The sequence below is a fragment of the Pseudomonas sp. MH9.2 genome (assembly GCF_034353875.1).
In the GTDB taxonomy this organism is placed as follows: domain Bacteria; phylum Pseudomonadota; class Gammaproteobacteria; order Pseudomonadales; family Pseudomonadaceae; genus Aquipseudomonas.
Genome location: NZ_CP133784.1, coordinates 736,408 through 760,554 on the forward strand (window position 1 = coordinate 736,408; position 24,147 = coordinate 760,554).

The window sequence follows — 24,147 nt, forward strand, 5'->3', positions numbered from 1 at the left end:
GCCAGGCGACAGACCATGAGCCGTTACCGTCCTCCTCGCTCCGCTGGCACCGCGCTTATTACCCCCGAAGGTGAAGCGCGGATGCGCGCCGAACTGCACGAACTCTGGCACGTACGTCGCCCTCAGGTCACGCAGTCCGTGAGTGAAGCAGCCGCACAAGGTGATCGTTCAGAAAATGCCGAATACACCTACGGCAAAAAGATGCTGCGCGAGATCGATAGCCGGGTACGTTTTTTGACCAAGCGTCTCGAAAGCTTGAAGGTGGTCAGCGAACACCCCAGCGATCAGAGCAAAGTCTATTTTGGCGCATGGGTCACTGTCGAAGACGAAGAGGGCATAGAAGCCCGTTACCGAATTGTGGGACCCGACGAATTGGACCTGAAGCAAAACCTGATCAGTATCGACTCACCGCTGGCTCGCGCCCTGATTGGTAAAGCGCTGGATACAGAAGTTCGAGTTCAAACGCCCGTCGGTGAGCAGATCAGTTACATTGTTGCTATCGAATACTTCTGATCACTTGAATGCCTCAAGTCAAAAGACAAACAGCAGCGTCTAACATTCAACCGCGAGTAATCAGCCCCTGCCGGGCAACACGGATCAGATGTTTAATGAAGTCTTCAGCCTCGTCAGCACTCGGCGACTGGACCACCGCAAGGTCAAACCGGTCGTTGGCAAAGCGCGACAGGGATTCACAATGGTCGATGAACTCGATGAGAAAGGCCGCTGGCTTACCGTTGCGTTTTGGCCAGCCTTCGAGATAACGCAGCAGCGTCGGCTGATGCGAACCTCCCAGCAGAATCCTTGGATTGCGGCGAGTCAGGGGGGACGTAAAGGGGGACAGTCGTATCAGGGGACGCGGACAGCTCATCGTGTTTTATCTCAGCCTCAAAAATCCCGCTGGGCAGCGGTGAGAGGCAACACCGAACCAGCGCTTTAGCGGTATTTCGAAGCCTGTGAAGACTTCAGTCGGTAAGGGTTCAACCTCACCTGGCGCCCCGCAAGTAGCTGTTTAAATCGGCGCATGAGCAGCATCCTAGAGAAGCTGCCTGTGAACTGTCAAGACGGCATAGGTCGCAAAAAAAGCAAGGCTCGCACATTGCGAGCCTTGTTCGTCACGGTGATCGCTCAATCGGCGATGGCCTTGTCCACCGACAACTTGCCAGCACCTTCGATCAACACGGCGACCGCTCCTCCTAGCAGTGCCAGAGCGAACTCATAACCATTGTTGGCCATAAACAGACCATTACCGATGTGCACCGAGAAAATCGCGACCACGAGCAGCACCGTCAACAAGGCCGCAGCGGGTCGCGCTAACAGGCCAATGACCAGCGCCAGACCACCGAAAAATTCGGAACCTCCGGACAGCATCGCCATCAGATAACCTGGCGCCAGACCAATGCTTTCCATGTATTGCGCGGTACCCGCCAAGCCATAACCGCCAAACAGGCCGAAGAGTTTCTGTCCACCGTGGCCGATGAAAATGATGCCCACAAAAATACGCAGGACAGTCAAGCCGTAACCGGCACGGGTTGCGAAAATGGTTTTAATCAGTGTGCTCATCGCGTTCATTCCTTTGTAGGAGAAGTATGTTGGCCACCATGATAATCAAACTAGCCAATGTTAAAACCCTAAAAGTAGCGGCATAAACATCGATAATGTAGATCATTTATATGGCGTAAACGTTCTCGCCTCACCCTTCTGCGACTGCGTCTCCAAAGCCTCCCGCTCTCGATCGAACGCCAGGTAATACTTGTTGACGCTGTTAACATAGCTCACGACGCCCACTCCCGCCTGCTCCAGGGCGACTCGCTCGACCTGAAAAAACCACTGATTCGGATTCAGCCCACGTCGCCGCGCCTCGGTACGCATGCTCTGCACTCTCTCCGGCCCTAGGTTGTAAGCCGCCAGGACGAACGCCATACGCTCACGTTCGTTGACGCGGGAGCTGGAAAAAAATTTGCGCCGGATCATGGTCAGGTACTTGGCACCGGCCTGGACATTACTGTCCAGGCTTTGAATATTGTCGACGCCCACTCGCTGCGCGGCAGACGGGGTGATTTGCAGCAACCCCGTTGCGCCGCTACCCCCTTTCACTCTGGGGTCCAGCGCTGACTCCTTAAAAGCCAAGGCCGCCAGATTCAGCCAATCCATGCCCTGCTCATCTGCCGTGCGCTGCAGGATCGGCCGCAGTTTTTCCAACCGCTGACGGTCGTCGCGAGCCAAAGGATTGTGCACCTGATACAGACGTTGGTAGGCCCGTTTAAACGCCGCATCCTGATCCGCCGGAACACGGTAGGTCTTGAGAAAGCGATCAATACTTGCACGCAACATTGATGCGTCGCGGCGCACGTACCAGTTCATGTCACCACGGGTGCTCAAGACCAACGTCCGATCCACTCGCAGCTTGGGCAGGACCTTGGCCCAGCGCTCGGCAATCGGCTGTTCGACAACCGTCAGGTGAAAGATTCCGGCCTGGACCATTTCCAGGACATCTTCAACGGCGAGGCTGGGATCAACCCATTCGATCTTGACCGGCGGCAGTTTGCGCAATGCCAGCTTCTGGTTGAGCTGGTGGACCGCCTCGTCGGCCGCGCTGCCGGTGGGCAGTGTCAGCGTGTGTCCGGACAGCTGCTCGACGTGCTTGAAACCGCGCTCCCCCTTGATACCGACCACGATCAGCGGCACATGACTGACAATCGGGTCACTGGCATCGATATTCCGTGCAGCGCTGGTGTTGAGCAGCTCTCCCGGCGCGACCAGATCGCCTTCACCGCGTTGCAATGCCGCGAGCAATTGATCCTTGGATTTGGGGATGATTTGCAGCGTGAGTTGTTGCCCGTCACGCGAATGGCCATTGAGGTATTGCTCGAAGGCGTGCAACCGGTGATATTCGCCCCCGATCGCCTCGCCCTGGACTTCACCGGAGCTGTTACGACTCTGATTGACCAGCACCCGCAGCACCTTACTGCTACGGATAGCCGCCAGATCGCGTACCTGGCTTTTGTGCACCACCACAGGCGGCCCGGCAAGTCGCGCAGCCGCAGGAAATGGCAGCAACGCCAACAAACAAAGCACGATCAACAATGAGGGTCGCGTCATCCGTTCTCCAGGGGAATGCGTGCCAAAAAAGAAGCCGCAAAAAGTCCAAAGCCTGTGATATCTGCGGAGTGACGGCGAACCGCAGTGGTGAAAACACTTCAATATTTTTTTATAACCAGCTGTATTAACTGGATTTTTTTATATCGGCAAAGCTCTGATATTCTCATCAGCCTTAGGCCTGAGGTAGTACCATGCAACTCATCGACATCGGCGTCAATCTGACTAACTCAAGCTTCGCCAATAAACAGCAGGCCGTACTCGATCGCGCCTACCAATCCGGCGTATGCCAACTGGTGTTGACCGGGACCAGTGTCGAGAGCAGCGAGCAGGCTCTTGAGCTCTGTCAACAATTGGACGAAACGGCGCAACGGTTGTTCTCCACGGCGGGGATTCACCCGCATGCAGCGAGCGATTGGACCTCCGATACCGAGCGCCAGTTGCGTGCGTTGCTCAAAGAAGATCGAGTGCGGGCCGTCGGCGAGTGCGGACTGGATTTCAACCGCGATTTCTCGCCGCGTCCACAGCAGGAAAAAGTCCTCGAAGAACATCTGGCCTTGGCCGTAGAGCTGCAATTGCCGGTATTCCTGCATGAACGCGATGCCAACCAGCGCTTGCTGGAGATCCTCCGCGACTATCGCGACCGCCTGCCTGCTGCCGTGGTGCACTGCTTCACGGGTGAGCAACGTGCGCTGTTCAGCTATCTGGACCTGGACCTGCACATCGGCATCACTGGCTGGATTTGCGATGAACGACGCGGCACTCATCTGCACCCATTGGTCCGGGAAATCCCCCGTGGCCGGTTGATGCTGGAAAGCGATGCCCCTTACCTGCTCCCGCGCAGCCTGCGACCCAAACCGAAAAGTGGACGCAACGAACCCGCCTACTTGCCTGAAGTACTGCGTGAAGTTGCGTTGCATCGGGGCGAAAGCCTGGAAGACCTTTCCGCCCATACCACCGCGTGCGCCCGCACCTTTTTTGCCTTGCCGACATGGATAGAACCGGACAGCGTCGAAGCTGACCGATAGCCCCGGGCCTACTAAGCCCTAGTATTTGCTTGACCCATATCAAATGATCGTCTAAAGATTGGCGGCACAATGCTGGCACCTTGCCTACATTCATTTCCGCGAATCAAAAAGAAGACCTCTCATGGGCGCCTGGCTTAGCAACATTTCTTTGAAGTACAAGTTCTGGGCCGTGAACGCGGTCGCTTTTATCACCACGCTGATGTTGGTGCAGTACGCCTTGCAGCTTGAGCAACAAGCCCGGGTGGAGGATGCGCAAGGTTCAGCCCAGGCCCAGGCTCACCTGCTCAGTGCCTGGCCTGGCACTCAAGCACTGCCCTCCGGCGCCAATCTGCTGGTCTATACCCAGGGTCAAGCGCCCAGCGTGAAAGGGCAACCATTGCCTGAGTTGAGCAATGCCAACGGCTGGGTCGAGTTAAGCCATCAGCCGCTGATAGGCGACGATCCACTGATCGGTGCTCAGGTGGTCACGCGACCCGATGGTCAGAAGCTCGCGGTGCTGGCCTTCGCACCGAGTCTGATGCAAGTACTGGCAGATCGCTTCGCCCAGTACGCCATCGCTGTGTTCATCCTGACACTGGCCATGCTGGGGGCCTCACAGTTGCTGATCCGCTTTCTGCTCAGCCACCTCAACACCCTCAAGGACGTGATGCTGCACGTAGAAAAAAGCGGCGATCTGTCTGCTCGCGTGCCCCTGATCGGCGAAGATGAAGTGGGCCAGATGGCCAAGGCATTCAATGCCATGCAAGCCGGCTACCAACGCGTGGTCAATACCGTTGCCCAGACTGCGGCACGGCTTGACATAGGTGCGGGACGTCTGGCGGCAGGCATGAGCGAGGTACGCCACGGCATGCTCGGTCAGCAGAGCGAGACTGACCAGGTTGCAACAGCGATCAACGAAATGACCGCCACAGTGTTTCATATCTCTCAACACGCCAATGCTACCCGGGACCAGTCGCAGGCCGCCGATACACTGGCTGGCAGCGGTAGAGAAGTGGTCAATCGTGTACAGCTGTCAATCGCCGGGCTCTCCAGCGGGGTGCAGCAGACCGCAGAGATGATCCAGCAACTGGCTCAGGACAGTCAGAAAATCAACGGTGTGGTTAACGTCATCCACAGCATCGCCGAACAAACCAACCTGCTGGCCCTCAACGCAGCCATCGAAGCCGCGCGTGCCGGCGAGATGGGCCGTGGATTTGCGGTAGTCGCCGACGAAGTCCGTAACCTCGCCAAACGGGTGCAGACCTCGACGGATGAAATCACCAGCATGGTCTCCGCCTTACAGGCTGGCACCCGTGACGCGGTGGACTTTATGCAAGAAAGCTCGTTCAAGGCTGATGACTGCGTGCAACAGGCGAAGGAAGCCGGGGAAGCGCTAGAAGCTATCACCGGCGCGGTTGCACAAATGCGCGAAAGCAATACCCAGATCGCCGTGGCAGCCCAGCAGCAAAGCCAAGTGGCAGAAGAAATGAACCGGGCGGTGGTAAGCATTCGCGATGTGACCGAACAAACCGTGCAACAGACCGTCGACTCAGCCACAACTAGCGGCGAGTTGGCCACCCTGGCAGGCGAGCTGAACCGCGCCATCGGCCAGCTCAAGCTTTAGAGCCCACGCCCACGCTATGAGCCTCATAGTCAGGTTTGATTCGCTGACAACCGGGGCGCAGCCTATTCTTCGACCATCTGAACAGTGTTTCGAAGAGGACTGCCGCATGGGCAAGCGACTTCCCAATCTCCGCACGTGGCAATGGCGCGGTTATGCCGATAACCATCGGCACCCGACCAATCTGGCGTTGCATTTGATCGCCGTGCCGCTGTTCATTGTTGCGGCGCTACTGATCGTTGACGGGCTGCTCGGCCTAAGCTTCTCATCGATTGCCATCGGAGTGATCGGTCTGATCGCGGCGCTGGGTTTTCAGCGCCACGGCCATTCACTTGAAGCGCAATCGCCAGAGCCGTTCACTGATCGCAACGATGCGCTCCAGCGTTTGCTGGTCGAGCAGTTCGTGACTTTTCCACGCTTCGTACTCAGCGGCGGCTGGTGGCGAGCCTGGAAAGAACGTCATCGCCACCGTCATTGATGTCAGCGGTTAAAACAAACCTAGCCAAACACAGTGACCGTCTGCCGGCTGATCGCGATCAACTCACCCTGAGGCGACCACAATGCAGAAGCGGTATGCCCGTAGCCATCGCGGGCATGCTCGATCACTGCCCGGTACACACACCACTCCAGCGTGCTAACCACTGGCAGCGGCTGGACGAACTCGATGGTCCAGGTCAGTGAGCTTCCGGGCGCAGGCTTGCTTAAATGCGGCAGTAACGCAGGCGGCCATGTGTCGACCAACGCCAATAGATGCGCTTCAGTCAGGCGCTCCTCTTTGACCTCACCGCGCATACGCACATACCCGCCGATTTCCATCGACGGTGTATTGCTGAAAGGCAAACCACCCAGGCCCCAGCGCATGACCATGAAGCGCAGGTACTCAGGCGTTACCCCCTTAATAAAGGGCAACTCCTGACAGTCTTCCATCGGTTTCAGGGTGGGTGCGGGCAAAGACTGGACTGCAATCGTCGATTCACGGGGCGCGCCGAAGCTGCCTTGAACCAGGGTCATGACCTGACCATTTTGAGAGGCACGCCCCAGCACTTGGCTGACCGCCTTGCCTTCACGCAACACTTCCACGTCGAAGCTGATTGGCACACCCGACTCGGCAGGACCGACAAATGTAATCGCCAACGAGCGAATCGGCCGATCCGCCGGGACCTTTGCGCGCATTGCCTCAAACTGCAACGCGGCCATCAACCCGCCAAAACAGGCGCGACCTTGCGACCATTCAGAGGGAATGACCACGGACAAGGGATTATCACGTACGGCGTCAACCAAGCCAGAAAAACTCATGCAGACCTCATGCCTGTAAACGGAAGAAAAACGCTGCATGGATCTTAACCAGCGCGGTGCCAATGCGCAGGGTACATTTACGCCAAACTGCGGCCTGAATTCGACCTAACGACCAAAACATACCTTACCCAAACGCTCCAGCGCCGCATCGGCTTTGCGTTCGGCGCGCACGATCCCCAAGTGCCAACCCACCACACACTGTGCCAGATCGTGTTCTTGCTCGGCCCGTGTCAGCCATTGCAGATGGTCGTGCCAAGTGCCCAATTCACCTTGCGCAGCCTTCAGGCTGGCCTGGATTTTTTTGCTGGAATGGCTGAAGTCCGGGTATGCCTCGGCGCCGTAGCGTACGCGCTTGATCAGCAGGCGCAGACGATGGCGATCATGTTCAGGATCATTCATCGCAGCCTTGAGCGTCTTCCATTGCTTGTTCAGTCGCTTTTCGATAAGCGTGTGCAAGCCACGCAATAACTTCTGATGCTGTGACGCGCGAACAAAACGCGGGAATGCTTCCAGCACGCTAAACAGTCGAGCCAGTGCCGGAGAGGTTGCGACGGCGGCATAGGCTTCGCTCAATGAATCGCTACGCTGTTTCGCCGCCTGAATCATGCCCTGTTGATGCAGCCAGGCAGCCAGCACCTCCTTGTCACGCAGCGGCGTGGTCAGCTGCCCCACCTCTTTGGCCGCAGCTTCAAGCTGCTCGACGCCGGGCAGGTCACGCAATGGTCGCAGCAGACTGCGTAAGCGCCGTACGGTGATACGCAGGTCATGCAGCGCCTCACTGTCCGTCTCGGCGGTCAACCGCGCATGACAGGCCATGAGTTTTACCTCAAGGGCCAACACCTGAGCGACAAGACGATCCACCCGTTCAGACATGCTATTGCTCCTCTTCGACTTTTATTGTTGAAAATCGCCACGGCAGACTTCGCCGCAATTGCTTCAATTGTCGCCGCAATGGTGTCAACGACGGCGTCTTGCCAGCATAACGCTGGGCTTCGAATTCGATGACGAAGGCCAGGATAGCCGCAGCTTGCGCCGGAAGCTGCAGGGCCGCCCTCCGGGAAAAATCATGTGCACCCTCTGCTTGCCGACGATGCACACCGTGTCGCGCCAATAATCGCTCAAATGCCTTGAATAATCGGAGTTGCGGGTCGCTTTCGCGCTGCCAGGGTTTGAACAACCACAAGGCCAGTAGCCCTATGATCGCTGCAACACCGCCAAAAAACGCCGCACCGTCGAAGCCTGAAAACCAGCGACTGAGCACCAGTACTTGCTGCTGACCCTGATAACCCAGGACCCAACGCTGCCAGCCATAGTTGAGACTATCCCAACTTAATCGCAGCGAATTGAGCCATGGCAAGTTTCGGTAACGTAGGGTTGAAAAAGGCGAATTTTCGAGAAACGGCTCATCCGCTGCCAAGGCCTGCTCCAGCCCCTGCTCGATCCGTTGCGGGGCGACGGCGGCAGTGGGGTCCACGCTACGCCAACCTATTCCCGGTTGCCAGTATTCAACCCAGGCGTGGGCATCGAACTGGCGCACGCTCAGGTATTGGCCGTCCGGATTAAGTTCACCGCCTTGATAACCGGCCACTACCCGTGCCGGAATCCCTGCCGCGCGCAGGACAAAGGTCATTGCACCCGCGTAATGGCCGCAGAAACCACTGCGGCTGCTGAAGAGAAAGTCATCGATGCTGTCGGCACCCAGCACCGGCGGCTTCAGGGTGTAGTGATAGGGCTCATCGCTGAAATGCGCCATCATCGCGTCGACCAACGTGTCGGCATGCGGATGACGGCGGCTCAAATCTGCAGCCCATTGCCGGGCCTGCGGATTGCCGCGAGGCGGCAGTTGCAGATTTTGGCGTCGGGCGCCTTCGCTCAGCTGTGTTTCGCGAACCGCGTTAGGCCAGGAGCTGACGCCATACAGCAAGGTCTGCTCAATGGGGTGCCGGCGCTGCAAGCGAAAATCGTTCATCTGGCGTACGTCCGCCAGGCGGGTTTCGCCAATGTCCAACGCCAGTAACCAGGGGCGCCCGCTGGGCTCCATGACGATGCTGTAAGTGATCTCGTCCCCCCGCTTTTGCCAATCTGGCACCTGACTGACCATCGCCCTTCCAGACTGCGACCAGCGTCGACCATCGAACTGCTCCAGACTCAGGCCGCGCCAGTACAGCTGATTATGCGCCGGTATCGGCCCCTCGAAGCTGGCACGAAACACCAACGCCGCCGACCTGCTCAGCTGTGCGATATCACCCGGCGCCATGCTGTCGGACAGGCCTGTGATGCCTTTGTTGCTGGGCTGCGGCAGTGACCACAGCGGTTCCAGGCGGGGGAAGAACAGGAACAGCAACACCATCAACGGCACGGCCTGTAGCAACAGCTTAAGCGCCAGTTTCAGGGTGCGGACCGGTTTACTCGCCAACTCGGCCTGTTGCAGACCAATCAGTGCCGCCAGTAGCGTGCTGACCGTGAGCAATGTGAAGACGGCCCAGAGCAGGCTGTCCTCGAACAGATAGCCCACCACCACGCAAAAAAATCCAAGAAAAATCAGGACCAGCGCATCGCGACGAGTGCGCATTTCGAGCAGTTTTAGAATGAAGGCCGCCATCAGCAACGCAGCACCCGCATCCAGGCCGATCAGGCTGCCTCGTGAGAAAAACACTCCGGCAGCGGTCGCCAGCAACAGCGTGCATTTAACCAGCGTGCCTGGGTACTCGGCACGCATGCGCAAGATCTGCACCCGCCAAAGGCTGCAACCAGCCCACAAACCAATCATCCAGATCGGCAGGTGCGGCAAATACGGAACCATTACCAATGCCTGCGCCACCAACAGCCAGATCAGGCTGGAGCGCGGAATCGGCAGGTTCCGGCTCATGGACGGCTACCAAATAAAGCCAATGCTTGCAGACAGGCCTCGCGGTGCTCATCGCCACTGCCTGGCGCAAGCAGGAAGCCGGGCAGGCGCAATGCAAAAGGTTGACGGCGCTGGGATAACTCCAGCACCCAATAGCAAAGGCGCGACAAGCGCTCTTCGATATCGCCGCCCAAGGCCATGAAGTCCAGACACAAGTCATGACCGCTGACGTCAGTAAAATCCTTGATCAGCAGGCCTTGTCCTCGGGAATAGGCTTTCCAGTGCAGGCGCCGCCGTGAATCGCCCGGTTGATACGTTTTCAAGCCTTGATAATCATCGACGCCGGGGCCTTGCGTTATCTGGCCCAGATCGTCGGCATGGGGTTGCGCTCCTACCAGCAACGGCATGGCGCCGGGCAAGGGCCGTGGATAGATCAATACCGACTGTTGCAGATCCAGCCAGCTCCAGGCGCAAAAAATGCCCAACGGGAAGCCGCTTTCCACCCGCAGCCGGGGCGCGCGCAGCCAACCGCGCGCGACGGCAGGCAGGCCGACCTCAACATCGACCCGCCCGGCGCCAGGTACATCGAATGCCTGCAACTGACTGACATCCCAACCCACGGCAATCGACTGATGCGGGGGGCCGACACTTTCCAGGCGCAGTCGCAGCAGGAGAGGCTCGCCAACAAACACTGAGCGGGCGGCACCTGAACTGAGGACCAGGCCGCTGAGGTTACGATACGTGTGCAGAATGGCCAGCACCGCCACCGACAGCAGGAGGAAGGTCAAACCGTAGGCCAGGCTGTTTTGGTAGTTGATCGCGACCAACAGCATCAGGATCAGCACCAGCGCAAAAATCGCTCCGGCGCGGGTGGGCATGATGAAGATTCGGCGGTGGTTCAGTTCAATACGCGAGGCTGGGGGAATCCGCCGCACCAGCCAGCGCTGCCAAAACGGTTTGAGCTGTTCGATCAAAGCACCGGCACCTCGCGCAATAACCATTGAACCAACGCCCCGCCGCCATGCCCGGTGGGGTCGGAACGTTCGCGTAAACGGTGACTGATCACTGAAGACAGCACCGCCTGAACATCTTCAGGGATCACATAGTCACGACCTGTCAACAAGGCCCAGGCCCGCGCAGCCGCCAGAATCGCCAGACTCGCCCGGGGCGACAGGCCCCAAGCGAACTGTGGCTGGCTGCGGGTGGCGTCTACCAGACGCAGCACATAGTCGACCAGCGCGTCACTGGCGCGCACTTGCCGGGCTTCGGCTTGCAAGGCCGCCAACTCAGTATGGTTGAGAATTGCTTGCAGGCGCGGCAACAGATCACGCCGGGGCTCGCCCTGCAACAAGGCTTTCTCCGCGGCCTTGGCCGGATACCCCAAAGACAGACGCATGAGAAAACGATCCAGTTGCGACTCAGGCAAGGCGAAAGTGCCCCCTTGGCTGAAAGGATTTTGGGTGGCAATGACGATAAACGGGTCGGGCAGCGGCCGCGTCGCACCCTCGATAGTCACCTGCCCCTCCTCCATGGCTTCGAGCAATGCACTCTGGCTTTTGGGCGTGGCCCGATTGATTTCATCTGCCAACACCAGTTCGGCGAAAATCGGCCCTGGATGGAAGGTAAACTGCCCTGTTTCCCGATCAAAGACCGACGTTCCAAGGATGTCACCGGGCAACAGGTCGGACGTGAACTGAATCCGCTGGAAGCTCAGCCCCAGAACCTTGGCCAGGGTTTGGCTAAGGGTGGTCTTGCCCATGCCCGGCAAATCCTCAATGAGCAAATGCCCACCGCCCAACAGACAGGTCAGGGCCAAACGCACCTGAGCTTCCTTGCCCAACACCACTTCATTCACGGCGTTGAGGCACGCATCGAGTTTTCTGACCATCGAAAAGCTTCTCCAGACGACTGTCGTGGCGGTAACGCTGCAATCAATGCCAGATGTGTGGCCACTTTACGGTCAGCCCAGCCTGTTTAACCAGACCCTAAACACAAAAGCCACCGAGTGCGGATAGCGCTCGATGGCTTTGGTAGACAGGTTAGCAGGTCGTTTAGCGACCGGCGCGAGACTCACGAATGTAGAAACGGGCTTTCTCGGCCTTAGTGGCACAGCCTTCGAACGCTTCAAATTGCTGCTGAGTTTTAGCCCCGGTCAACAGCGAAAGCGCCTTGGAGTAGCTGACGGTACCGGCAAAGCCTTCAGCCTTGGCCAAGTCCAGCTCGTGCCAGGCGGCGTCGATCTGGGTCGCGCAGCTGTCGCGATAAGCGGTTTTATTACCGGCACAACCTGCGAGAACCAAAGCAATCAATGGTATGCAAATCCAGGCTTTCATCGGTGTTACCTCAAAAATTAAAATCGATTGTGCGGGCTTTGACGGTGCAGACAGTAAAAAGTGCCGCAGGCCAAGCGCTGACAAGGGTAACCCAGTTCCAGACTGATCGCTTCGGGCGTATGGTGGACTTACCGCTAGCAGGAAAAAACACATGAACAAACGAATAGCACTGGTGCTTGGGTCTGGTGGCGCACGCGGTTATGCGCACATCGGGGTGATTGAAGAGCTGGAACGGCGCGGTTACGACATCGCCTGCATAGCGGGTTGCTCCATGGGTGCGGTGGTCGGCGGTATCTACGCCGCCGGCAAACTCAAGGAATACCGTGAATGGATCGAAAGCCTGGATTACCTCGACGTACTGCGCCTGGTGGATGTCAGCTTCCGCCTAGGGGCGATTCGCGGGGAAAAAGTGTTCGGCCAGATTCGTGACATCGTTGGTGAAATCAATATCGAAGACCTGCGAATTCCTTATACCGCCGTCGCCACCGACCTGACCAATCAGCAGGAAATCTGGTTTCAGGAAGGCTGCCTGCACCAGGCCATGCGTGCTTCCGCAGCGATTCCTAGCCTGTTCACACCAGTCATGCAGGGCAATCGGATGCTGGTCGACGGCGGCCTGCTCAATCCGCTGCCCATCGTGCCCGTGGTCTCGAGCCACTGCGACCTGATCGTTGCGGTCAACCTCAACTCGACCAACCAGAAGCACTATCAGCTACCCGTGATCGAACGGGCACCGGCAGTAAAGAAGCGCTTCGACAACCTGATCAACTCGTTGGGGTCGCACCTGCCGTTCCGGCGCAAGCTCGAACCGGCGACGGACCTTGATGTATTGCGACTCGAACAGGACAGCCTCAAATCCAGTTCTGCGACGCTTCCAAACCCCTGGCTGGAAGCCGCCGACCCTCAAGCTCAGCAACCCGCCGCAGCCCCGGAGGCCGAGCCCGCTGCTGGACCGGCACCGAAGTCCGCCAGTGGCTCATTCATCATCGACAACGTTGGCCCTGCTTCTTTGCTGGATCTGATCAACCAGAGTTTCGAGGTCATGCAAACCTCACTGGCCCAGTACAAGATCGCCGGTTACCCGCCCGATATCCTGATCAACGTCCCCAAACGCGTGTGTCGGTTCTTCGAGTTCTACAAAGCACCGGAGTTGATCGCGTTAGGGCGCGAGATCGCTCGGGACACCCTGGATCGGTATGAGCAAGAACGCAATCGTTGAATCAAATGGACCGTGTTGGCGAAAGCGTCCTTGCAGACACCGCAGATTTAACGCTCCCGCAACCGATACCCCACCCCGGCTTCAGTCACGATGAAGCGCGGATCGGTCGGGTCGTCGACCAGTTTCTGGCGCAGATGGCCGACGACAATGCGCAGGTAGTGACTGTCTTCGGTATGGGTTGGACCCCAGATATCCTTGAGTAACTGCTGCTGGGTGATGACTCGCCCTGGATACCGGGCCAGTTGCGCCAGCACCGCGTATTCCTTGCGTGTCAGCCCCACTTCAACACCGTCGAGCAACACCCGCCGATAGGCCAGATCCACTGTCAGTGGCCCGAATATCAGCGCTGCTTCCTGTGCCTCACCGCTGGGCGCCTGACGCAATAACGCACGGACCCGCGCCAGAAACTCTTGAATACCGAACGGTTTAGTCACGTAATCGTTGGCGCCGTTGTCCAGCGCCTGGACTTTCTGTCCCTCACTGGCGCGTACCGACAGCACCAGTACCGGCACTGTCGACCATTCACGAAACGCCCGCAGCACGTCCTGGCCGTCCATGTCCGGCAGACCGAGGTCAAGCACCAGCAGGTCCGGCTTGTTCAATGCAGCCTGGCTCAAGCCTTCGGTACCGGTACTGGCTTCAAGCACTTTGTAGCCTTGCGAGGCCAGGCTGATGCGCAGAAACTTGCGGATCTGCGGCTCATCATCAATCACCAGGATGGTCGAGGTCTGGCTCATGGTTGCCTTGCCGTTTCACAATAAACAACAAGCGTAACCCAAGACGCCATCACCGCGTGTGCTCCATTTCTGCTTCAGGCTGAGTCTGCAGGGGTAGGTGCAAGGTGATACAGGTACCTCGCCCGTCGATGCCATCCGCGACGGTAATCCTTCCGCCATGGGCACCCACCATACCTTGGCAGATCGCCAAGCCCAGACCTGTACCCTGCCCGCCCCGGTCACCCCGCGCTGCGGTGTAGAACATGTCGAAAATCTTCGCCCGTTCGGCTTCGGGAATCCCCGGTCCTTCGTCGCTCACGGAGAAAAATAATTCGTTGTCACTGGCGCCAGCCTCCACCCGCAAACGCCCCTGCGACGGCGAAAAACGTGCGGCGTTTTCCAGCACGTTGACCAGCGCCTGCTCGATCAGCGCGGCGTGCACGAAAAGCAGCGGCAAATCCGCCGGCACGTGAGTGCTGACCTGCAAGGGCGCCAGCACCGTGCGCAAGCGATTGAGGGCGCTGCCGACGATGTCGCCGGGAGACACCCAGTCCCGCGCCAGCTTCAACGCGCCATGGCCCAGGCGCGTCATGTCCAGCAAGTTCTGGATATAACGATCCAGACGCTCGGCCTCGTCGCGGGTGCCTTCAAGCAACTCGCGGCGGTCTTCCAGGGGAATCGCCTCGCCCAATGCCAGCAAACTGTCGATACCGCCGCGCATGGCGGTCAAGGGGGTGCGCAGGTCGTGGGACACCGAGGCCAGCAAAGCACTGCGCAGCTGTTCGGTTTCACCGTGCAGACGTGCGGCCTCCAGCTCTTCAGCCAGTTGCGCCCGAGCCAGCGCCTGCGCCAGTGGTTGGCTGAGCGCGGTCAGCAGGCGCCGACGCTGGTCGGTAAATGGTTGCCCCTCACGCGGGCAAACACCGAGCAATGCCAAGGGCCCCTCTTCCATCGACAGCGGCCACCACCACCAACGACCCAGCGGTAAAGTGCCCGTACCCAACCCCGCGGGCTGATCGTGTTGCCACGCCCAGTCCGCTGCAGCACGTTCGGTTTCAGAAAGCTGTAAGGGGCTGCCGACTTCGACCTTCCAGCCGTTATGCCCGTCTCGATTGAGCAGGCACACCTGTAGCTCTTTCCAGCCATTCAGATGTTGCTCGGCAGCACTCAATACCGCCTGACGATCAGTGGCGGCCGTGAGTTTGCGCGACAAGTCGAGCAATTCGCTGGTTTCCTCCTGAGTGTCGCGCAAGGCCTCCAACTGCCGACGCTGCCGAGCAGCCAGGTTGCCGGTCAAGGCTGCCATCAACAGAAAAAACAACAGCGTCAGCACATCTTCTTCACGCTGGATGCTGAACGAGAATATAGGAGGGATGAAGAGGAAGTCGTAGGCCAGAAACGACAGCGCCGCACAGGCCAGCGCCGGACCGAGACTGCTACGCACCGCCACCAACAACACCGCCGCGAGGAATACCAGGGAGATGTTCGGCAGCGCCAGCACACTTGCCACTCCCCAAGCCAAGGCAGTGGCCAGAACCGTGGCAATCAATGCCAGACCATAATCGAACCAGACGACTGCGCGGGTCGAATGCGAGCGCGGCTGATCTGGCTGAGCTTCACTGTCGAGCACATTGATTTCAAGGCCATGGGCATCGCGCAGCAAGCGTGCCGCCAGACCACCGCCAAACAGCCGTCTGCGCAAACATAGACGCGATTGACCCACCAGCACCAGGCTTGCGCGCCGCTCGGCTGCATGTTGGATCAGGGTTTTTGCCACTTCACCCGCGCGCAGCAACACCACTTCGCCGCCAAGGCGCTCTGCAAGCTGTTGGGCGTTTTGCAGGCGCATCCGGGCCTGTTCATTGATGACCTTGCCGTTATCGACATGCACCAGACTCCAGGGCAGATGCCGACGTTGCGCCACCCGACTGGCATGTCGCACCAGACGCTCGGCCTGGGCATCACCGTCGATACCCACCAGCAATCGACCGCGTACTGCGGGCGCGGCCTGACCCAACTGACGGTAACCCAAGGCTAGATCATCATCGACCTGAGCCGCTGCGGTCTGCATCGCCAACTCGCGCAACGCCGTCAGGTTGGTCTGGGTGAAATACGCATCAATGGCTGCCCTGGCCTGCTCCGGCACATAAACCTTGCCGTCACGCAACCTCTCCAGCAGCTCACGCGGAGGCAGGTCGATCAGCACTAACTCATAGGCTTCCTGCAACACCCAGTCGGGCAAGGTTTCGCGGACCTGCACCCCGGTGATACCGCGCACCTGATCATTGAGGCTTTCCAGATGCTGGACGTTAACGGTGGTGTAGACATTGATCCCCGCCGCGAGCAATTCCTGAATGTCTTGCCAACGCTTGGTGTGGCGGCTGCCGGGTGCATTGCTATGGGCCAGTTCGTCGACCAGCACCAGTGTCGGTGCGGCCTTGAGCAGGCCATCCAGGTCCATTTCTTCCAGTGTGACGCCACGGTATTCCGAGCGCACCATTGGTTGTTGTGGCAAACCGCTGAGCAACGCTTCGGTTTCGGCCCGGCCATGGGTTTCCACCACGCCCGCCGCGACCTGCACGCCCTGGTGCAACTGCGCATGGGCCGCCTGGAGCATGGCGTAAGTTTTGCCCACCCCCGGCGCGGCGCCGAGAAATACCTTGAGCCGCCCGCGACCTTCTCGGGGCAGATCGGCTAATAGTGCATCGGCTCGACCAGCGTTACTCATAGTTGCTCTCGCATCACAATTGCGCAGAAGGTAACTCATTCAAGGTTTGATTCAAGGTCAACACGTTTACCACGGGTGGGCCAATCAGTGGCCGATAGGTGTTTTCATTCACCAGTCGTTGCACCGTTGTCGTCGACAGATTACGCGCAGCGGCAACGCGCGCTACCTGATAGGCCACGGCTTCGGGCGGCAAGTGTGGGTCCAGGCCGCTGCCCGAGGTCGTCAGCAAGGCCAAAGGTACCGCGCCTTGCCCGGGAACCACCTCATTGGCGACGTCCGCCGCGACCCGCGCGGCGAGCGCCGGGTTGCTCGGCGACAGGTTGCTGGCACTGCTCGATACCGTGGCAAAGGCCCCGGCAGAGGGACGTGAGTGGAACCAGCCATCACCGGTAAAATTCTGCGAGATCAGTTCAGAACCACGCACGGTACCATGGGTGTCGCGTAACAGGCTGCCATTGGCTTGAACAGGGAACGCCACTTGGGCAATCCCGGTGACCACCAGCGGGTACGCCACGCCGGTGATCAAGGTCATTAAAACAATCAGGCTCAGGGCCGGACGCAATACAGTCGACATCATCGAATCCTCAATCAGTGTGAACGCCGCCCCCTGTCGAGCACGGCGAAGGTAACTCGCTTAAACCAGATGCAACCCGGTGAGCAACATGTCGATCAGCTTGATCCCCACGAACGGCACAACAATCCCGCCCAGGCCATAGATCAACAAGTTGCGGCGCAACAGATGAGCCGCACTGGCTGCCTGCACACGCACGCCACGTAGCGCCAGCGGGATCAGCACCACGATGATCAACGCGTTGAATACAATGGCCGAGAGAATGGCGCTCTGCGGACTGGCCAGGTGCATGACATTGAGCACCCCCAACTGCGGGTAGATCGAAGCGAACAACGCAGGCAGGATCGCGAAGTACTTGGCCACGTCGTTGGCAATAGAGAAGGTGGTCAAGGCGCCGCGTGTCACCAGCAATTCTTTGCCGATCTGCACCACATCCAGCAGTTTGGTCGGGTCGCTGTCGAGGTCGACCATGTTCGCCGCCTCACGCGCCGCCTGAGTGCCATCGTTCATCGCCATGCCAACGTCAGCCTGTGCCAAGGCAGGGGCATCGTTGGCACCGTCGCCACACATTGCGACCAAACGACCGTCGTTCTGCTCCAGACGAATGCGCTCCAGCTTTTTCTCTGGGGTCGCTTCGGCCAGAACGTCATCGACCCCGGCTTCAGCGGCAATCGCGGCTGCGGTCAATGGGTTGTCGCCTGTCACCATGACCGTGCGAATCCCCAGCTTGCGCAATTCGGCGAACCGCTCACGGATGCCTGGTTTGACAACGTCCTTGAGGTGGATCACGCCCAGCAACTTGCCGTCCACGCACACCAGGAGCGGCGTGCCCCCGGTTTTGGCGATCTTTTCGACTTCCCGGACCAGCGCTGGCATCAGGTCCGTGCGTTTGACATCAATGAATGCCAACAGCGAATCCACCGCGCCTTTACGATAAACCCGGCCTTGATAGTCGACCCCGGACAAGCGGGTTTCAGCGCTGAACGCTACCGGTGTCAGCGTCGCGACATTGGGTTCGACCATCGGGTGCAGCTCACGCAGGTATTCGACAATCGACTTGCCTTCAGCCGTATCATCCGCCAGCGAGGCCAACAACGCGCCCTCACCCAACTCCTTGGCGCTGACACCCGGCGCGGGGTGTATCGCGGTGCAGCGGCGGTTGCCGAAAGTGATGGTGCCGGTCTTGTCCAGCAGCAACACGTGCACGTCTCCGGCGGCTTCCACTGCACGACCGGATTTGGCGATGACATTGAGCCTGACCAGACGGTCCATCCCGGCAATACCAATGGCCGACAACAAGCCACCGATGGTGGTCGGAATCAAGGTCACCAGCAGCGCCACCAAAAACACCAGCGGTAAACTACCGCCTGCGAAGTGGGCGAATGGCTGCAACGTCACCACCACCAGCAAGAAGATCAGGGTCAAGCCAATCAGCAGAATATCCAGCGCAATTTCGTTGGGGGTTTTCTGCCGTTTGGCACCTTCCACCAGCGCAATCATTCGATCCAGAGTGGACTCGCCTGGGTTGGCGGTGATACGCACCAACAACCAGTCGGACACCAGCCGGGTATTGCCGGTGACCGCTGAACGATCGCCGCCCGACTCGCGAATCACCGGTGCGGATTCGCCCGTAATCGCTGCCTCGTTGACGGCGGCTATACCTTCGATGACCTCCCCGTCACCGGGGATCATCTCGCCCACTTCGACGCGGACCACATCGCCTTTACGCAGGCGGCTGGCTTCGACCATGCGGAAGGTTCCGCCATCATCCTTGAGCCGTGCCTTGAGGCCTTCGCTACCGGCCTTAAGGCTATCGGCGCGGGCCTTGCCACGACCTTCGGCCAGCGCTTCCGCAAAGTTGGCGAACAGTACGGTGAACCACAACCAGATAGCGATTTGCACCGCTACCGAGGTCGGCACCTGAGGATCAGGCACCAGGCACAGAAAGGTCGTCAAGATGGCAGTCAGTTCGACCACCAGCATGACGGGCGCACGCTGCAACTGGCGTGGATCAAGCTTGACGAACGCTTGCACCAGTGCCGGGCGCCATAACGCCGATAGCGTGACACTTTTGCTGGCATGCGCTGTGTGTTCAGCCACGGGTTGTTTTTCAGCGATTTTGGTTACTTGCGTTGGCATATTCATGATCTGTTCCTCAGAAGCCCATGCTCAGGTGTTCGGCAATCGGCCCCAGCGCCAATGTCGGCAAGAAGTTCAAGCCACCAATCAACAAAATGGTCATCGTCAACAGGGTGACGAATAACGTGCCATGGGTCGGGAAGCTATTCAGGCCCAAGGGTGCGGTCTTTTTCGCCGCCAGGCTGCCAGCCAGCGCCAGCACCGGCAGAATGTAACCAAAGCGACCGAGGAACATCGACAGGCTGAGCATCAAGTTATGGAACAAGGTGTTCGCGCTGTACCCGGCGAACGCCGAACCGTTGTTGGCGGTGGCTGAGGTGTAGGCATACAACAACTGACTGAAACCATGTGGACCCGGATTACTGACCGCCGCCATCGGTCCCGGCAAGCTCGCGGCCAAAGCACCGAATACCAGCACACCAACGGGCATCACCAGCAAGGTCGCGACCAGTAGCTGAACTTCCCTGGCTTGTAGCTTTTTGCCCAGGTACTCAGGGGTGCGTCCGATCATCAGACCGGCAAGGAATACCGCGATCAATACATTGAGGAGCATGCCGTAGAGACCCGCGCCAACCCCGCCGAAGATCACTTCGCCGACCATCATGTTGACCAGCGCCACCATGCCGGTCAGCGGGTTGAGGCTATCGTGCATCGCGTTGACCGAACCATTGGACGCAGCGGTGGTGGTCGCGGTCCAGAGCACGCTGCCGGTGGTACCGAAACGGCTTTCCTTGCCTTCCATCGGTGCGGTTTGCTCGACCGACGCGATATTCAGGGTCGGGTTCGGTTGATACTCGGCCCACATCGCCGTCGCGCCACCGACCAGAAACAGGGTCAGCATGCACGCCATGATGGCCTTGCTTTGACGCATGTCTTTGACGTAGTTACCGAAGGTGAACACCAGCGCCACCGGAATCAGAATGATTGATACCAGCTCGAACAGGTTGCTCCAGGCTGTCGGGTTCTCGAACGGATGCGCCGAGTTGACCCCGAAGAAACCACCACCGTTGGTGCCCAGTTGCTTGATCGCGATCTGGCTGGCCGCCGGCCCCAACGGGATGCTCTGATTGGCGCCTTGCAGGGTCACCGCGTCCACGTAATGAGCGAAGGTTTGCGGAACGCCCTGCCAGACCAGAAACAAGGCCAGCACCAGACACAACGGCAGCAGCCCGTAGAGGGTGGCGCGGGTCATATCGGCCCAGAAGTTACCCAGATTTTGCGTCGAACGACGGCTGATGCCACGGCAAAATGCAATCAGCACCGCGATGCCGGTGGCGGCACTGACGAAGTTCTGCACAGTCAGGCCAGCCATCTGACTCAAGTAGCTGAGCGAGGCTTCACCGCTGTAGTTCTGCCAGTTGGTGTTGGTGACAAAACTCATTGCTGTGTTGAACGCCAGCGACCACTCCATTCCCGGTAGTTGCTGCGGGTTGAGCGGCAGAGCGCCCTGGAACAGCAGAATCGCGAACAACAGGACGAAACCCGCCAGGTTGAAGGCGAGCAAGGCCAAGGCGTAGTTTTTCCAACTCTGTTCGGTCTGCGGATCAACCCCGGACAGGCGATAACAGACGCGCTCGACCGGACCCAATACCGGGGTCAAGAAAGTTCGTTCCCCTTCCATGACCCGGTAGTAATAACGTCCTAGCCATGGCGCCGGCAGCAGCACCAGCGCAAAAAAAGCCAGGATCAGTAGATAGTCATAACTGTGCATGGCTGCTCCTAATTCCGGTTAGCGCGTAACAGCGCCACCAGTAAGTAAATGAACAGCCCTGCCGCCAACAGCAGTGACACCCCGTCCAGAACGCTCATGGAAATTCTCCGTCGTACGGCAACTGCCGCGTGTCAGCCATTGTCCGCAGGGAGGGTGTAAAGGAACGAGATCGACGAACCCGGATGGGCATAAAGAAAGCGTAAACAATGGGATTTACAGGGGGGGGCCTCAGGAGGACCGGGGGATATCCTTCGCGAAGATGCCATCACCGCTACAACAGTCAGGCTTTGTATCCAACCCGATACATTCCAGACAACCGCCGGACACTCGGACACAACAGCCTTCCGCCCCGCGCGCCAGAGAAGTAGCATGGCGGGCAGCGTTGTTCTTCAATCGCGGCCAGTGATGGCAGCCCCCTCAGGCGACAGTCGTACCATGCAAGCAGTCCCCCCTATCAGTATCGACAACGCTCCGACCGATGAACGCCGCTGGAATACCCGCGCCCTGATCGTTGACGACGATGTGCCCATACGCGAACTTCTTTGCGATTACCTGGCCCGTTTCAACATCCACTGCCGCGGCGTGACCGATGGCAGCGCCATGCGCCAGGCGCTCGGCGAAGAGACCTTCGACGTGGTTGTACTGGATCTGATGCTGCCCGGTGAAGACGGCCTATCGCTGTGCCGCTGGCTACGCGGCACATCAGACATTCCTATTTTGATGCTGACCGCCCGTTGCGAGCCCACCGACCGCATCATCGGTCTGGAACTGGGTGCCGACGACTATATGGCCAAGCCTTTCGAACCCCGCGAGCTGGTGGCACGCATCCAGACTGTGTTGCGCCGGGTGCGCGACGACCGAAGCGAGCCGCGCAACACCATCCGTTTCGACGCCTGGCGCCTGAACAGCGTAATGCGCCAATTGACCGCGCCCGATGGCTTGGTGGTGCCACTGTCCAACGCCGAGTTCCGCCTGCTACGCGTGTTTCTTGAACGCCCACGGCGCGTGCTCAATCGTGAGCAATTGCTGGATGCAGCACGCGGCCGGACCATAGAAGCCTTCGACCGCAGCATCGATTTACTGGTATCGCGCCTGCGACAGAAGCTCGGAGACGACCCTAGAGCACCGCAACTGATCAAAACTGTACGCGGCGAAGGTTATCTGTTCGACGCCAGGGACATCGGTTGATCCGCTCGGCCGACACACTGTTCGCCCGTCTATTCGGCGGGGCGTTGCTCGCGATCCTGTTGGCGCATGTGCTGGCATTCATGTGGTTCATGCATTACGGACCGCCCCCGCCGCCTCCCCCTATGCCGGACGCGTTCGGTCAGCCGCCTCCTGGCTTCGACGCATCACACCACCCAATGCAGCGCCCACCAGGAAGGCCGCCCTTGTTCGGGGGCCCCGTCGTGCCGCTGATATTTCAATTAATCACCTTGGTCGCCGCCGCCTGGTACGGAGCAAAAGCCCTCAGCCGACCGATCCAGCGCATGAGTGAGGCGGCCGAGCGCTTGAGCGAGAACCTCGACAGCCAACCGTTGGAAGTCAGCGGCCCACGTGAGGCGCGTCAGGCGGCGCAGACGTTCAACTTGATGCAGCAACGCATCCGCGAACAGGTCCAGCAACGCGGACGCATGCTCGCTGCCATGTCTCATGACCTGCGCACGCCACTGTCGCGCCTGAAACTGCGCGTCGAACAGATCGACGAACCGAGGCTGCATGGGCAAATGAGCCAGGACCTGGACGACATGATCGGCATGCTCGATGCCACCCTGACCTACTTGCACGAACAGCGTAATAGCGAGGCGTTGCAGCTTTTCGATGTGCAGGCACTGGTCGAATCCCTGACCGAAAACGCCCAGGATCAGGGCGATGACGTGCACAGCAGCGGTCAGTGCAAACCGTTCATGGCGCAGCCAATGGCGTTGCGTTCATGCCTGGGTAACCTGATCGATAATGCCCTGCGCTATGCGGGGCACGCGCATGTCGACATTCAGGATCACCCACAACGGGTGCAACTGCGGATCAGCGATCAAGGGCCCGGGATCGCTGCAGTCCTGCGTGAGGCGGTATTCGAACCATTCTATCGCGTCGAAGGCTCGCGTAATCGTAACTCCGGCGGCATTGGTATGGGCATGACCATTGCCCGCGAAGCCGCCCGGCGCATGGGCGGCGACCTGCACCTGGAAGAAACTCCGGGAGGCGGCCTGACCGTCATCCTTGACCTGCCTCGCCTGTAAAATCCGACGCTGCGACTGTGCGTGTCAGCCTCGATACCAAGCCCACATACCCCTGACACTTGACGCCCCGAGGCTTCATAAGCCGGTGCACTGCCACCGGCCCAAACAACCTGCGGAGTCAAGCCGATGATCAGTGGCGTCAGTAACAGTTATTCGAGCTATACACGCTCAAGCTCGAGCACAACGGCCAGCGCGAGCAGCAAGAAGTTTCAGGAGGAATTGCTGGCCAAACTGGACACTAACGGTGATGGCAGTATCAGTAAGGATGAACTGACCAGCGCGCTGGACACCGCCAGCACCAATAGCAGCACAAACAGCACAACGGGTTCTTCCGCCAGTACCAGTACGTCTGATGCCAGCACGCTGTTCAGTAACCTCGATACCGACAGCAGTGGCAGTGTCAGCCTCAACGAACTGTCCTCTGCGCTGGGCACTGACACCACAGGGCAAAGCGCCAACGCCAAAACGGCCGCTGCCGAAGCGTTGAGCAAGATGGTCGCTGCGCTGAGCCAGCGTTATGAAACAGACGGCAGCAAGCCCATTGGCAAACACCTGAACGTCGCAGCCTGATAACCAAACCCGTCGCGAAGGCTGTGTTTCGCGGCGGGTTTGGTTACGACTT

General features: G+C 59.1%; 23 protein-coding genes. 8 read left to right on the forward strand and 15 right to left on the reverse strand.

What is annotated here, in order from left to right:
• Positions 1-15: 15 nt before the first annotated feature.
• Positions 16-513: a transcription elongation factor GreB gene (gene greB / locus RHM55_RS03310; RefSeq protein ID WP_322179497.1), complete on the forward strand. Its 498-nt coding sequence runs from the start codon at positions 16-18 to the stop codon at positions 511-513.
• 46 nt (positions 514-559) lie between these two features.
• Here the strand turns inward: greB and RHM55_RS03315 are convergent, their stop codons facing one another.
• From RHM55_RS03315 to RHM55_RS03325, 3 genes are all read right to left on the reverse strand, one after another.
• Positions 560-868 (reverse strand): class I SAM-dependent methyltransferase, encoded by a 309-nt coding sequence (locus RHM55_RS03315; RefSeq protein WP_322179498.1) that lies wholly within the window; start codon positions 866-868, stop codon positions 560-562.
• Between the two features lie 257 nt (positions 869-1,125).
• Positions 1,126-1,560, reverse strand: a complete 435-nt coding sequence (locus RHM55_RS03320; RefSeq protein ID WP_322179499.1) for a DoxX family protein — start codon at positions 1,558-1,560, stop codon at positions 1,126-1,128.
• Between the two features lie 102 nt (positions 1,561-1,662).
• Entirely contained in the window at positions 1,663-3,099 is a 1,437-nt protein-coding gene (locus RHM55_RS03325) for a transglycosylase SLT domain-containing protein (protein ID WP_322179500.1), read from the reverse strand.
• Positions 3,100-3,290: 191 nt separating this feature from the next.
• Here RHM55_RS03325 and RHM55_RS03330 point away from each other — a divergent pair, with 191 nt between their 5' ends.
• The 3 genes from RHM55_RS03330 to RHM55_RS03340 all read left to right on the forward strand — a co-directional run bounded on the left by RHM55_RS03330 (position 3,291) and on the right by RHM55_RS03340 (position 6,202).
• Positions 3,291-4,124, forward strand: a complete 834-nt coding sequence (locus RHM55_RS03330; protein WP_322179501.1) for a TatD family hydrolase — start codon at positions 3,291-3,293, stop codon at positions 4,122-4,124.
• Positions 4,125-4,245: 121 nt separating this feature from the next.
• Positions 4,246-5,727: a methyl-accepting chemotaxis protein gene (locus tag RHM55_RS03335; RefSeq protein ID WP_322179502.1), complete on the forward strand. Its 1,482-nt coding sequence runs from the start codon at positions 4,246-4,248 to the stop codon at positions 5,725-5,727.
• A gap of 106 nt (positions 5,728-5,833) precedes the next feature.
• A complete protein-coding gene (locus tag RHM55_RS03340; RefSeq protein ID WP_322179503.1) occupies positions 5,834-6,202 on the forward strand; it encodes an Mpo1-like protein in 369 nt (122 codons plus the stop codon).
• 20 nt (positions 6,203-6,222) lie between these two features.
• On the opposite strand, the gene RHM55_RS03345 is transcribed toward RHM55_RS03340, so the two are convergent.
• The 6 genes from RHM55_RS03345 to RHM55_RS03370 form a co-directional block, all read right to left on the reverse strand.
• Positions 6,223-7,020 carry a thioesterase family protein gene (locus RHM55_RS03345; protein ID WP_322179504.1) on the reverse strand — a complete coding sequence of 266 codons (798 nt, stop codon included), beginning with the start codon at positions 7,018-7,020 and terminating at the stop codon, positions 6,223-6,225.
• Positions 7,021-7,125: 105 nt separating this feature from the next.
• Complete coding sequence (locus tag RHM55_RS03350; protein ID WP_322179505.1) at positions 7,126-7,893, reverse strand: CHAD domain-containing protein; 768 nt, start codon at positions 7,891-7,893, stop codon at positions 7,126-7,128.
• Position 7,894: 1 nt separating this feature from the next.
• Positions 7,895-9,889, reverse strand: a complete 1,995-nt coding sequence (locus RHM55_RS03355) for a DUF3488 and transglutaminase-like domain-containing protein (RefSeq protein ID WP_322179506.1) — start codon at positions 9,887-9,889, stop codon at positions 7,895-7,897.
• A complete protein-coding gene (locus RHM55_RS03360) occupies positions 9,886-10,869 on the reverse strand; it encodes a DUF58 domain-containing protein (RefSeq protein WP_322179507.1) in 984 nt (327 codons plus the stop codon). The genes RHM55_RS03355 and RHM55_RS03360 overlap by 4 nt, the downstream gene beginning before the upstream one ends.
• Complete coding sequence (locus tag RHM55_RS03365) at positions 10,839-11,756, reverse strand: AAA family ATPase (protein WP_322179508.1); 918 nt, start codon at positions 11,754-11,756, stop codon at positions 10,839-10,841. The genes RHM55_RS03360 and RHM55_RS03365 overlap by 31 nt, the downstream gene beginning before the upstream one ends.
• A 163-nt stretch (positions 11,757-11,919) precedes the next feature.
• A complete protein-coding gene (locus RHM55_RS03370) occupies positions 11,920-12,201 on the reverse strand; it encodes a hypothetical protein (protein ID WP_322179509.1) in 282 nt (93 codons plus the stop codon).
• Positions 12,202-12,352: 151 nt separating this feature from the next.
• On the opposite strand from RHM55_RS03370, the gene RHM55_RS03375 reads away from it, so the two are divergent.
• Positions 12,353-13,420, forward strand: a complete 1,068-nt coding sequence (locus RHM55_RS03375) for a patatin-like phospholipase family protein (RefSeq protein ID WP_322179510.1) — start codon at positions 12,353-12,355, stop codon at positions 13,418-13,420.
• A gap of 47 nt (positions 13,421-13,467) precedes the next feature.
• Here RHM55_RS03375 and RHM55_RS03380 read toward each other — a convergent pair whose 3' ends face one another.
• The 6 genes from RHM55_RS03380 to kdpF are packed head-to-tail and all read right to left on the reverse strand — an operon-like array spanning position 13,468 to position 21,383.
• Positions 13,468-14,157, reverse strand: a complete 690-nt coding sequence (locus RHM55_RS03380; RefSeq protein ID WP_322179511.1) for a response regulator — start codon at positions 14,155-14,157, stop codon at positions 13,468-13,470.
• 49 nt (positions 14,158-14,206) lie between these two features.
• Positions 14,207-16,864, reverse strand: coding sequence for a sensor histidine kinase KdpD (locus RHM55_RS03385; protein WP_322179512.1), 2,658 nt, complete (start codon positions 16,862-16,864; stop codon positions 14,207-14,209).
• Positions 16,865-16,877: 13 nt separating this feature from the next.
• Complete coding sequence (gene kdpC / locus RHM55_RS03390) at positions 16,878-17,438, reverse strand: potassium-transporting ATPase subunit KdpC (RefSeq protein WP_322179513.1); 561 nt, start codon at positions 17,436-17,438, stop codon at positions 16,878-16,880.
• A 60-nt stretch (positions 17,439-17,498) separates the two neighbouring features.
• Positions 17,499-19,580, reverse strand: a complete 2,082-nt coding sequence (gene kdpB / locus RHM55_RS03395; RefSeq protein ID WP_322179514.1) for a potassium-transporting ATPase subunit KdpB — start codon at positions 19,578-19,580, stop codon at positions 17,499-17,501.
• Positions 19,581-19,590: 10 nt separating this feature from the next.
• Positions 19,591-21,285 carry a potassium-transporting ATPase subunit KdpA gene (kdpA, locus tag RHM55_RS03400; RefSeq protein ID WP_322179515.1) on the reverse strand — a complete coding sequence of 565 codons (1,695 nt, stop codon included), beginning with the start codon at positions 21,283-21,285 and terminating at the stop codon, positions 19,591-19,593.
• 8 nt (positions 21,286-21,293) lie between these two features.
• Positions 21,294-21,383: a K(+)-transporting ATPase subunit F gene (kdpF, locus tag RHM55_RS03405; RefSeq protein WP_322179516.1), complete on the reverse strand. Its 90-nt coding sequence runs from the start codon at positions 21,381-21,383 to the stop codon at positions 21,294-21,296.
• A 337-nt stretch (positions 21,384-21,720) separates the two neighbouring features.
• Here kdpF and RHM55_RS03410 point away from each other — a divergent pair, with 337 nt between their 5' ends.
• The 3 genes from RHM55_RS03410 to RHM55_RS03420 all read left to right on the forward strand — a co-directional run bounded on the left by RHM55_RS03410 (position 21,721) and on the right by RHM55_RS03420 (position 24,095).
• Positions 21,721-22,473, forward strand: a complete 753-nt coding sequence (locus tag RHM55_RS03410; RefSeq protein WP_322179517.1) for a response regulator — start codon at positions 21,721-21,723, stop codon at positions 22,471-22,473.
• Positions 22,470-23,525 (forward strand): HAMP domain-containing sensor histidine kinase, encoded by a 1,056-nt coding sequence (locus RHM55_RS03415; protein WP_322179518.1) that lies wholly within the window; start codon positions 22,470-22,472, stop codon positions 23,523-23,525. Before RHM55_RS03410 ends, RHM55_RS03415 begins: the two co-directional genes overlap by 4 nt.
• A 126-nt stretch (positions 23,526-23,651) precedes the next feature.
• Entirely contained in the window at positions 23,652-24,095 is a 444-nt protein-coding gene (locus tag RHM55_RS03420) for an EF-hand domain-containing protein (protein WP_322179519.1), read from the forward strand.
• Positions 24,096-24,147 lie beyond the last annotated feature (52 nt).

What these genes read in the sequence shown, in the direction of transcription:
- kdpC (WP_322179513.1), bottom strand. Translation starts at nt 17,438, where the DNA reads ATGTCGACTGTATTGCGTCCGGCCCTGAGCCTGATTGTTTTAATGACC.
- RHM55_RS03335 (WP_322179502.1), top strand. Translation starts at nt 4,246, where the DNA reads ATGGGCGCCTGGCTTAGCAACATTTCTTTGAAGTACAAGTTCTGGGCC.
- RHM55_RS03410 (WP_322179517.1), top strand. Translation starts at nt 21,721, where the DNA reads ATGCAAGCAGTCCCCCCTATCAGTATCGACAACGCTCCGACCGATGAA.
- RHM55_RS03420 (WP_322179519.1), top strand. Translation starts at nt 23,652, where the DNA reads ATGATCAGTGGCGTCAGTAACAGTTATTCGAGCTATACACGCTCAAGC.
- RHM55_RS03340 (WP_322179503.1), top strand. Translation starts at nt 5,834, where the DNA reads ATGGGCAAGCGACTTCCCAATCTCCGCACGTGGCAATGGCGCGGTTAT.
- RHM55_RS03345 (WP_322179504.1), bottom strand. Translation starts at nt 7,020, where the DNA reads ATGAGTTTTTCTGGCTTGGTTGACGCCGTACGTGATAATCCCTTGTCC.
- RHM55_RS03325 (WP_322179500.1), bottom strand. Translation starts at nt 3,099, where the DNA reads ATGACGCGACCCTCATTGTTGATCGTGCTTTGTTTGTTGGCGTTGCTG.
- RHM55_RS03320 (WP_322179499.1), bottom strand. Translation starts at nt 1,560, where the DNA reads ATGAGCACACTGATTAAAACCATTTTCGCAACCCGTGCCGGTTACGGC.
- kdpB (WP_322179514.1), bottom strand. Translation starts at nt 19,580, where the DNA reads ATGAATATGCCAACGCAAGTAACCAAAATCGCTGAAAAACAACCCGTG.
- RHM55_RS03360 (WP_322179507.1), bottom strand. Translation starts at nt 10,869, where the DNA reads ATGGTTATTGCGCGAGGTGCCGGTGCTTTGATCGAACAGCTCAAACCG.
- RHM55_RS03370 (WP_322179509.1), bottom strand. Translation starts at nt 12,201, where the DNA reads ATGAAAGCCTGGATTTGCATACCATTGATTGCTTTGGTTCTCGCAGGT.
- greB (WP_322179497.1), top strand. Translation starts at nt 16, where the DNA reads ATGAGCCGTTACCGTCCTCCTCGCTCCGCTGGCACCGCGCTTATTACC.
- RHM55_RS03315 (WP_322179498.1), bottom strand. Translation starts at nt 868, where the DNA reads ATGAGCTGTCCGCGTCCCCTGATACGACTGTCCCCCTTTACGTCCCCC.
- RHM55_RS03365 (WP_322179508.1), bottom strand. Translation starts at nt 11,756, where the DNA reads ATGGTCAGAAAACTCGATGCGTGCCTCAACGCCGTGAATGAAGTGGTG.
- RHM55_RS03375 (WP_322179510.1), top strand. Translation starts at nt 12,353, where the DNA reads ATGAACAAACGAATAGCACTGGTGCTTGGGTCTGGTGGCGCACGCGGT.
- RHM55_RS03380 (WP_322179511.1), bottom strand. Translation starts at nt 14,157, where the DNA reads ATGAGCCAGACCTCGACCATCCTGGTGATTGATGATGAGCCGCAGATC.
- kdpF (WP_322179516.1), bottom strand. Translation starts at nt 21,383, where the DNA reads ATGAGCGTTCTGGACGGGGTGTCACTGCTGTTGGCGGCAGGGCTGTTC.
- kdpA (WP_322179515.1), bottom strand. Translation starts at nt 21,285, where the DNA reads ATGCACAGTTATGACTATCTACTGATCCTGGCTTTTTTTGCGCTGGTG.
- RHM55_RS03330 (WP_322179501.1), top strand. Translation starts at nt 3,291, where the DNA reads ATGCAACTCATCGACATCGGCGTCAATCTGACTAACTCAAGCTTCGCC.
- RHM55_RS03355 (WP_322179506.1), bottom strand. Translation starts at nt 9,889, where the DNA reads ATGAGCCGGAACCTGCCGATTCCGCGCTCCAGCCTGATCTGGCTGTTG.
- RHM55_RS03385 (WP_322179512.1), bottom strand. Translation starts at nt 16,864, where the DNA reads ATGAGTAACGCTGGTCGAGCCGATGCACTATTAGCCGATCTGCCCCGA.
- RHM55_RS03350 (WP_322179505.1), bottom strand. Translation starts at nt 7,893, where the DNA reads ATGTCTGAACGGGTGGATCGTCTTGTCGCTCAGGTGTTGGCCCTTGAG.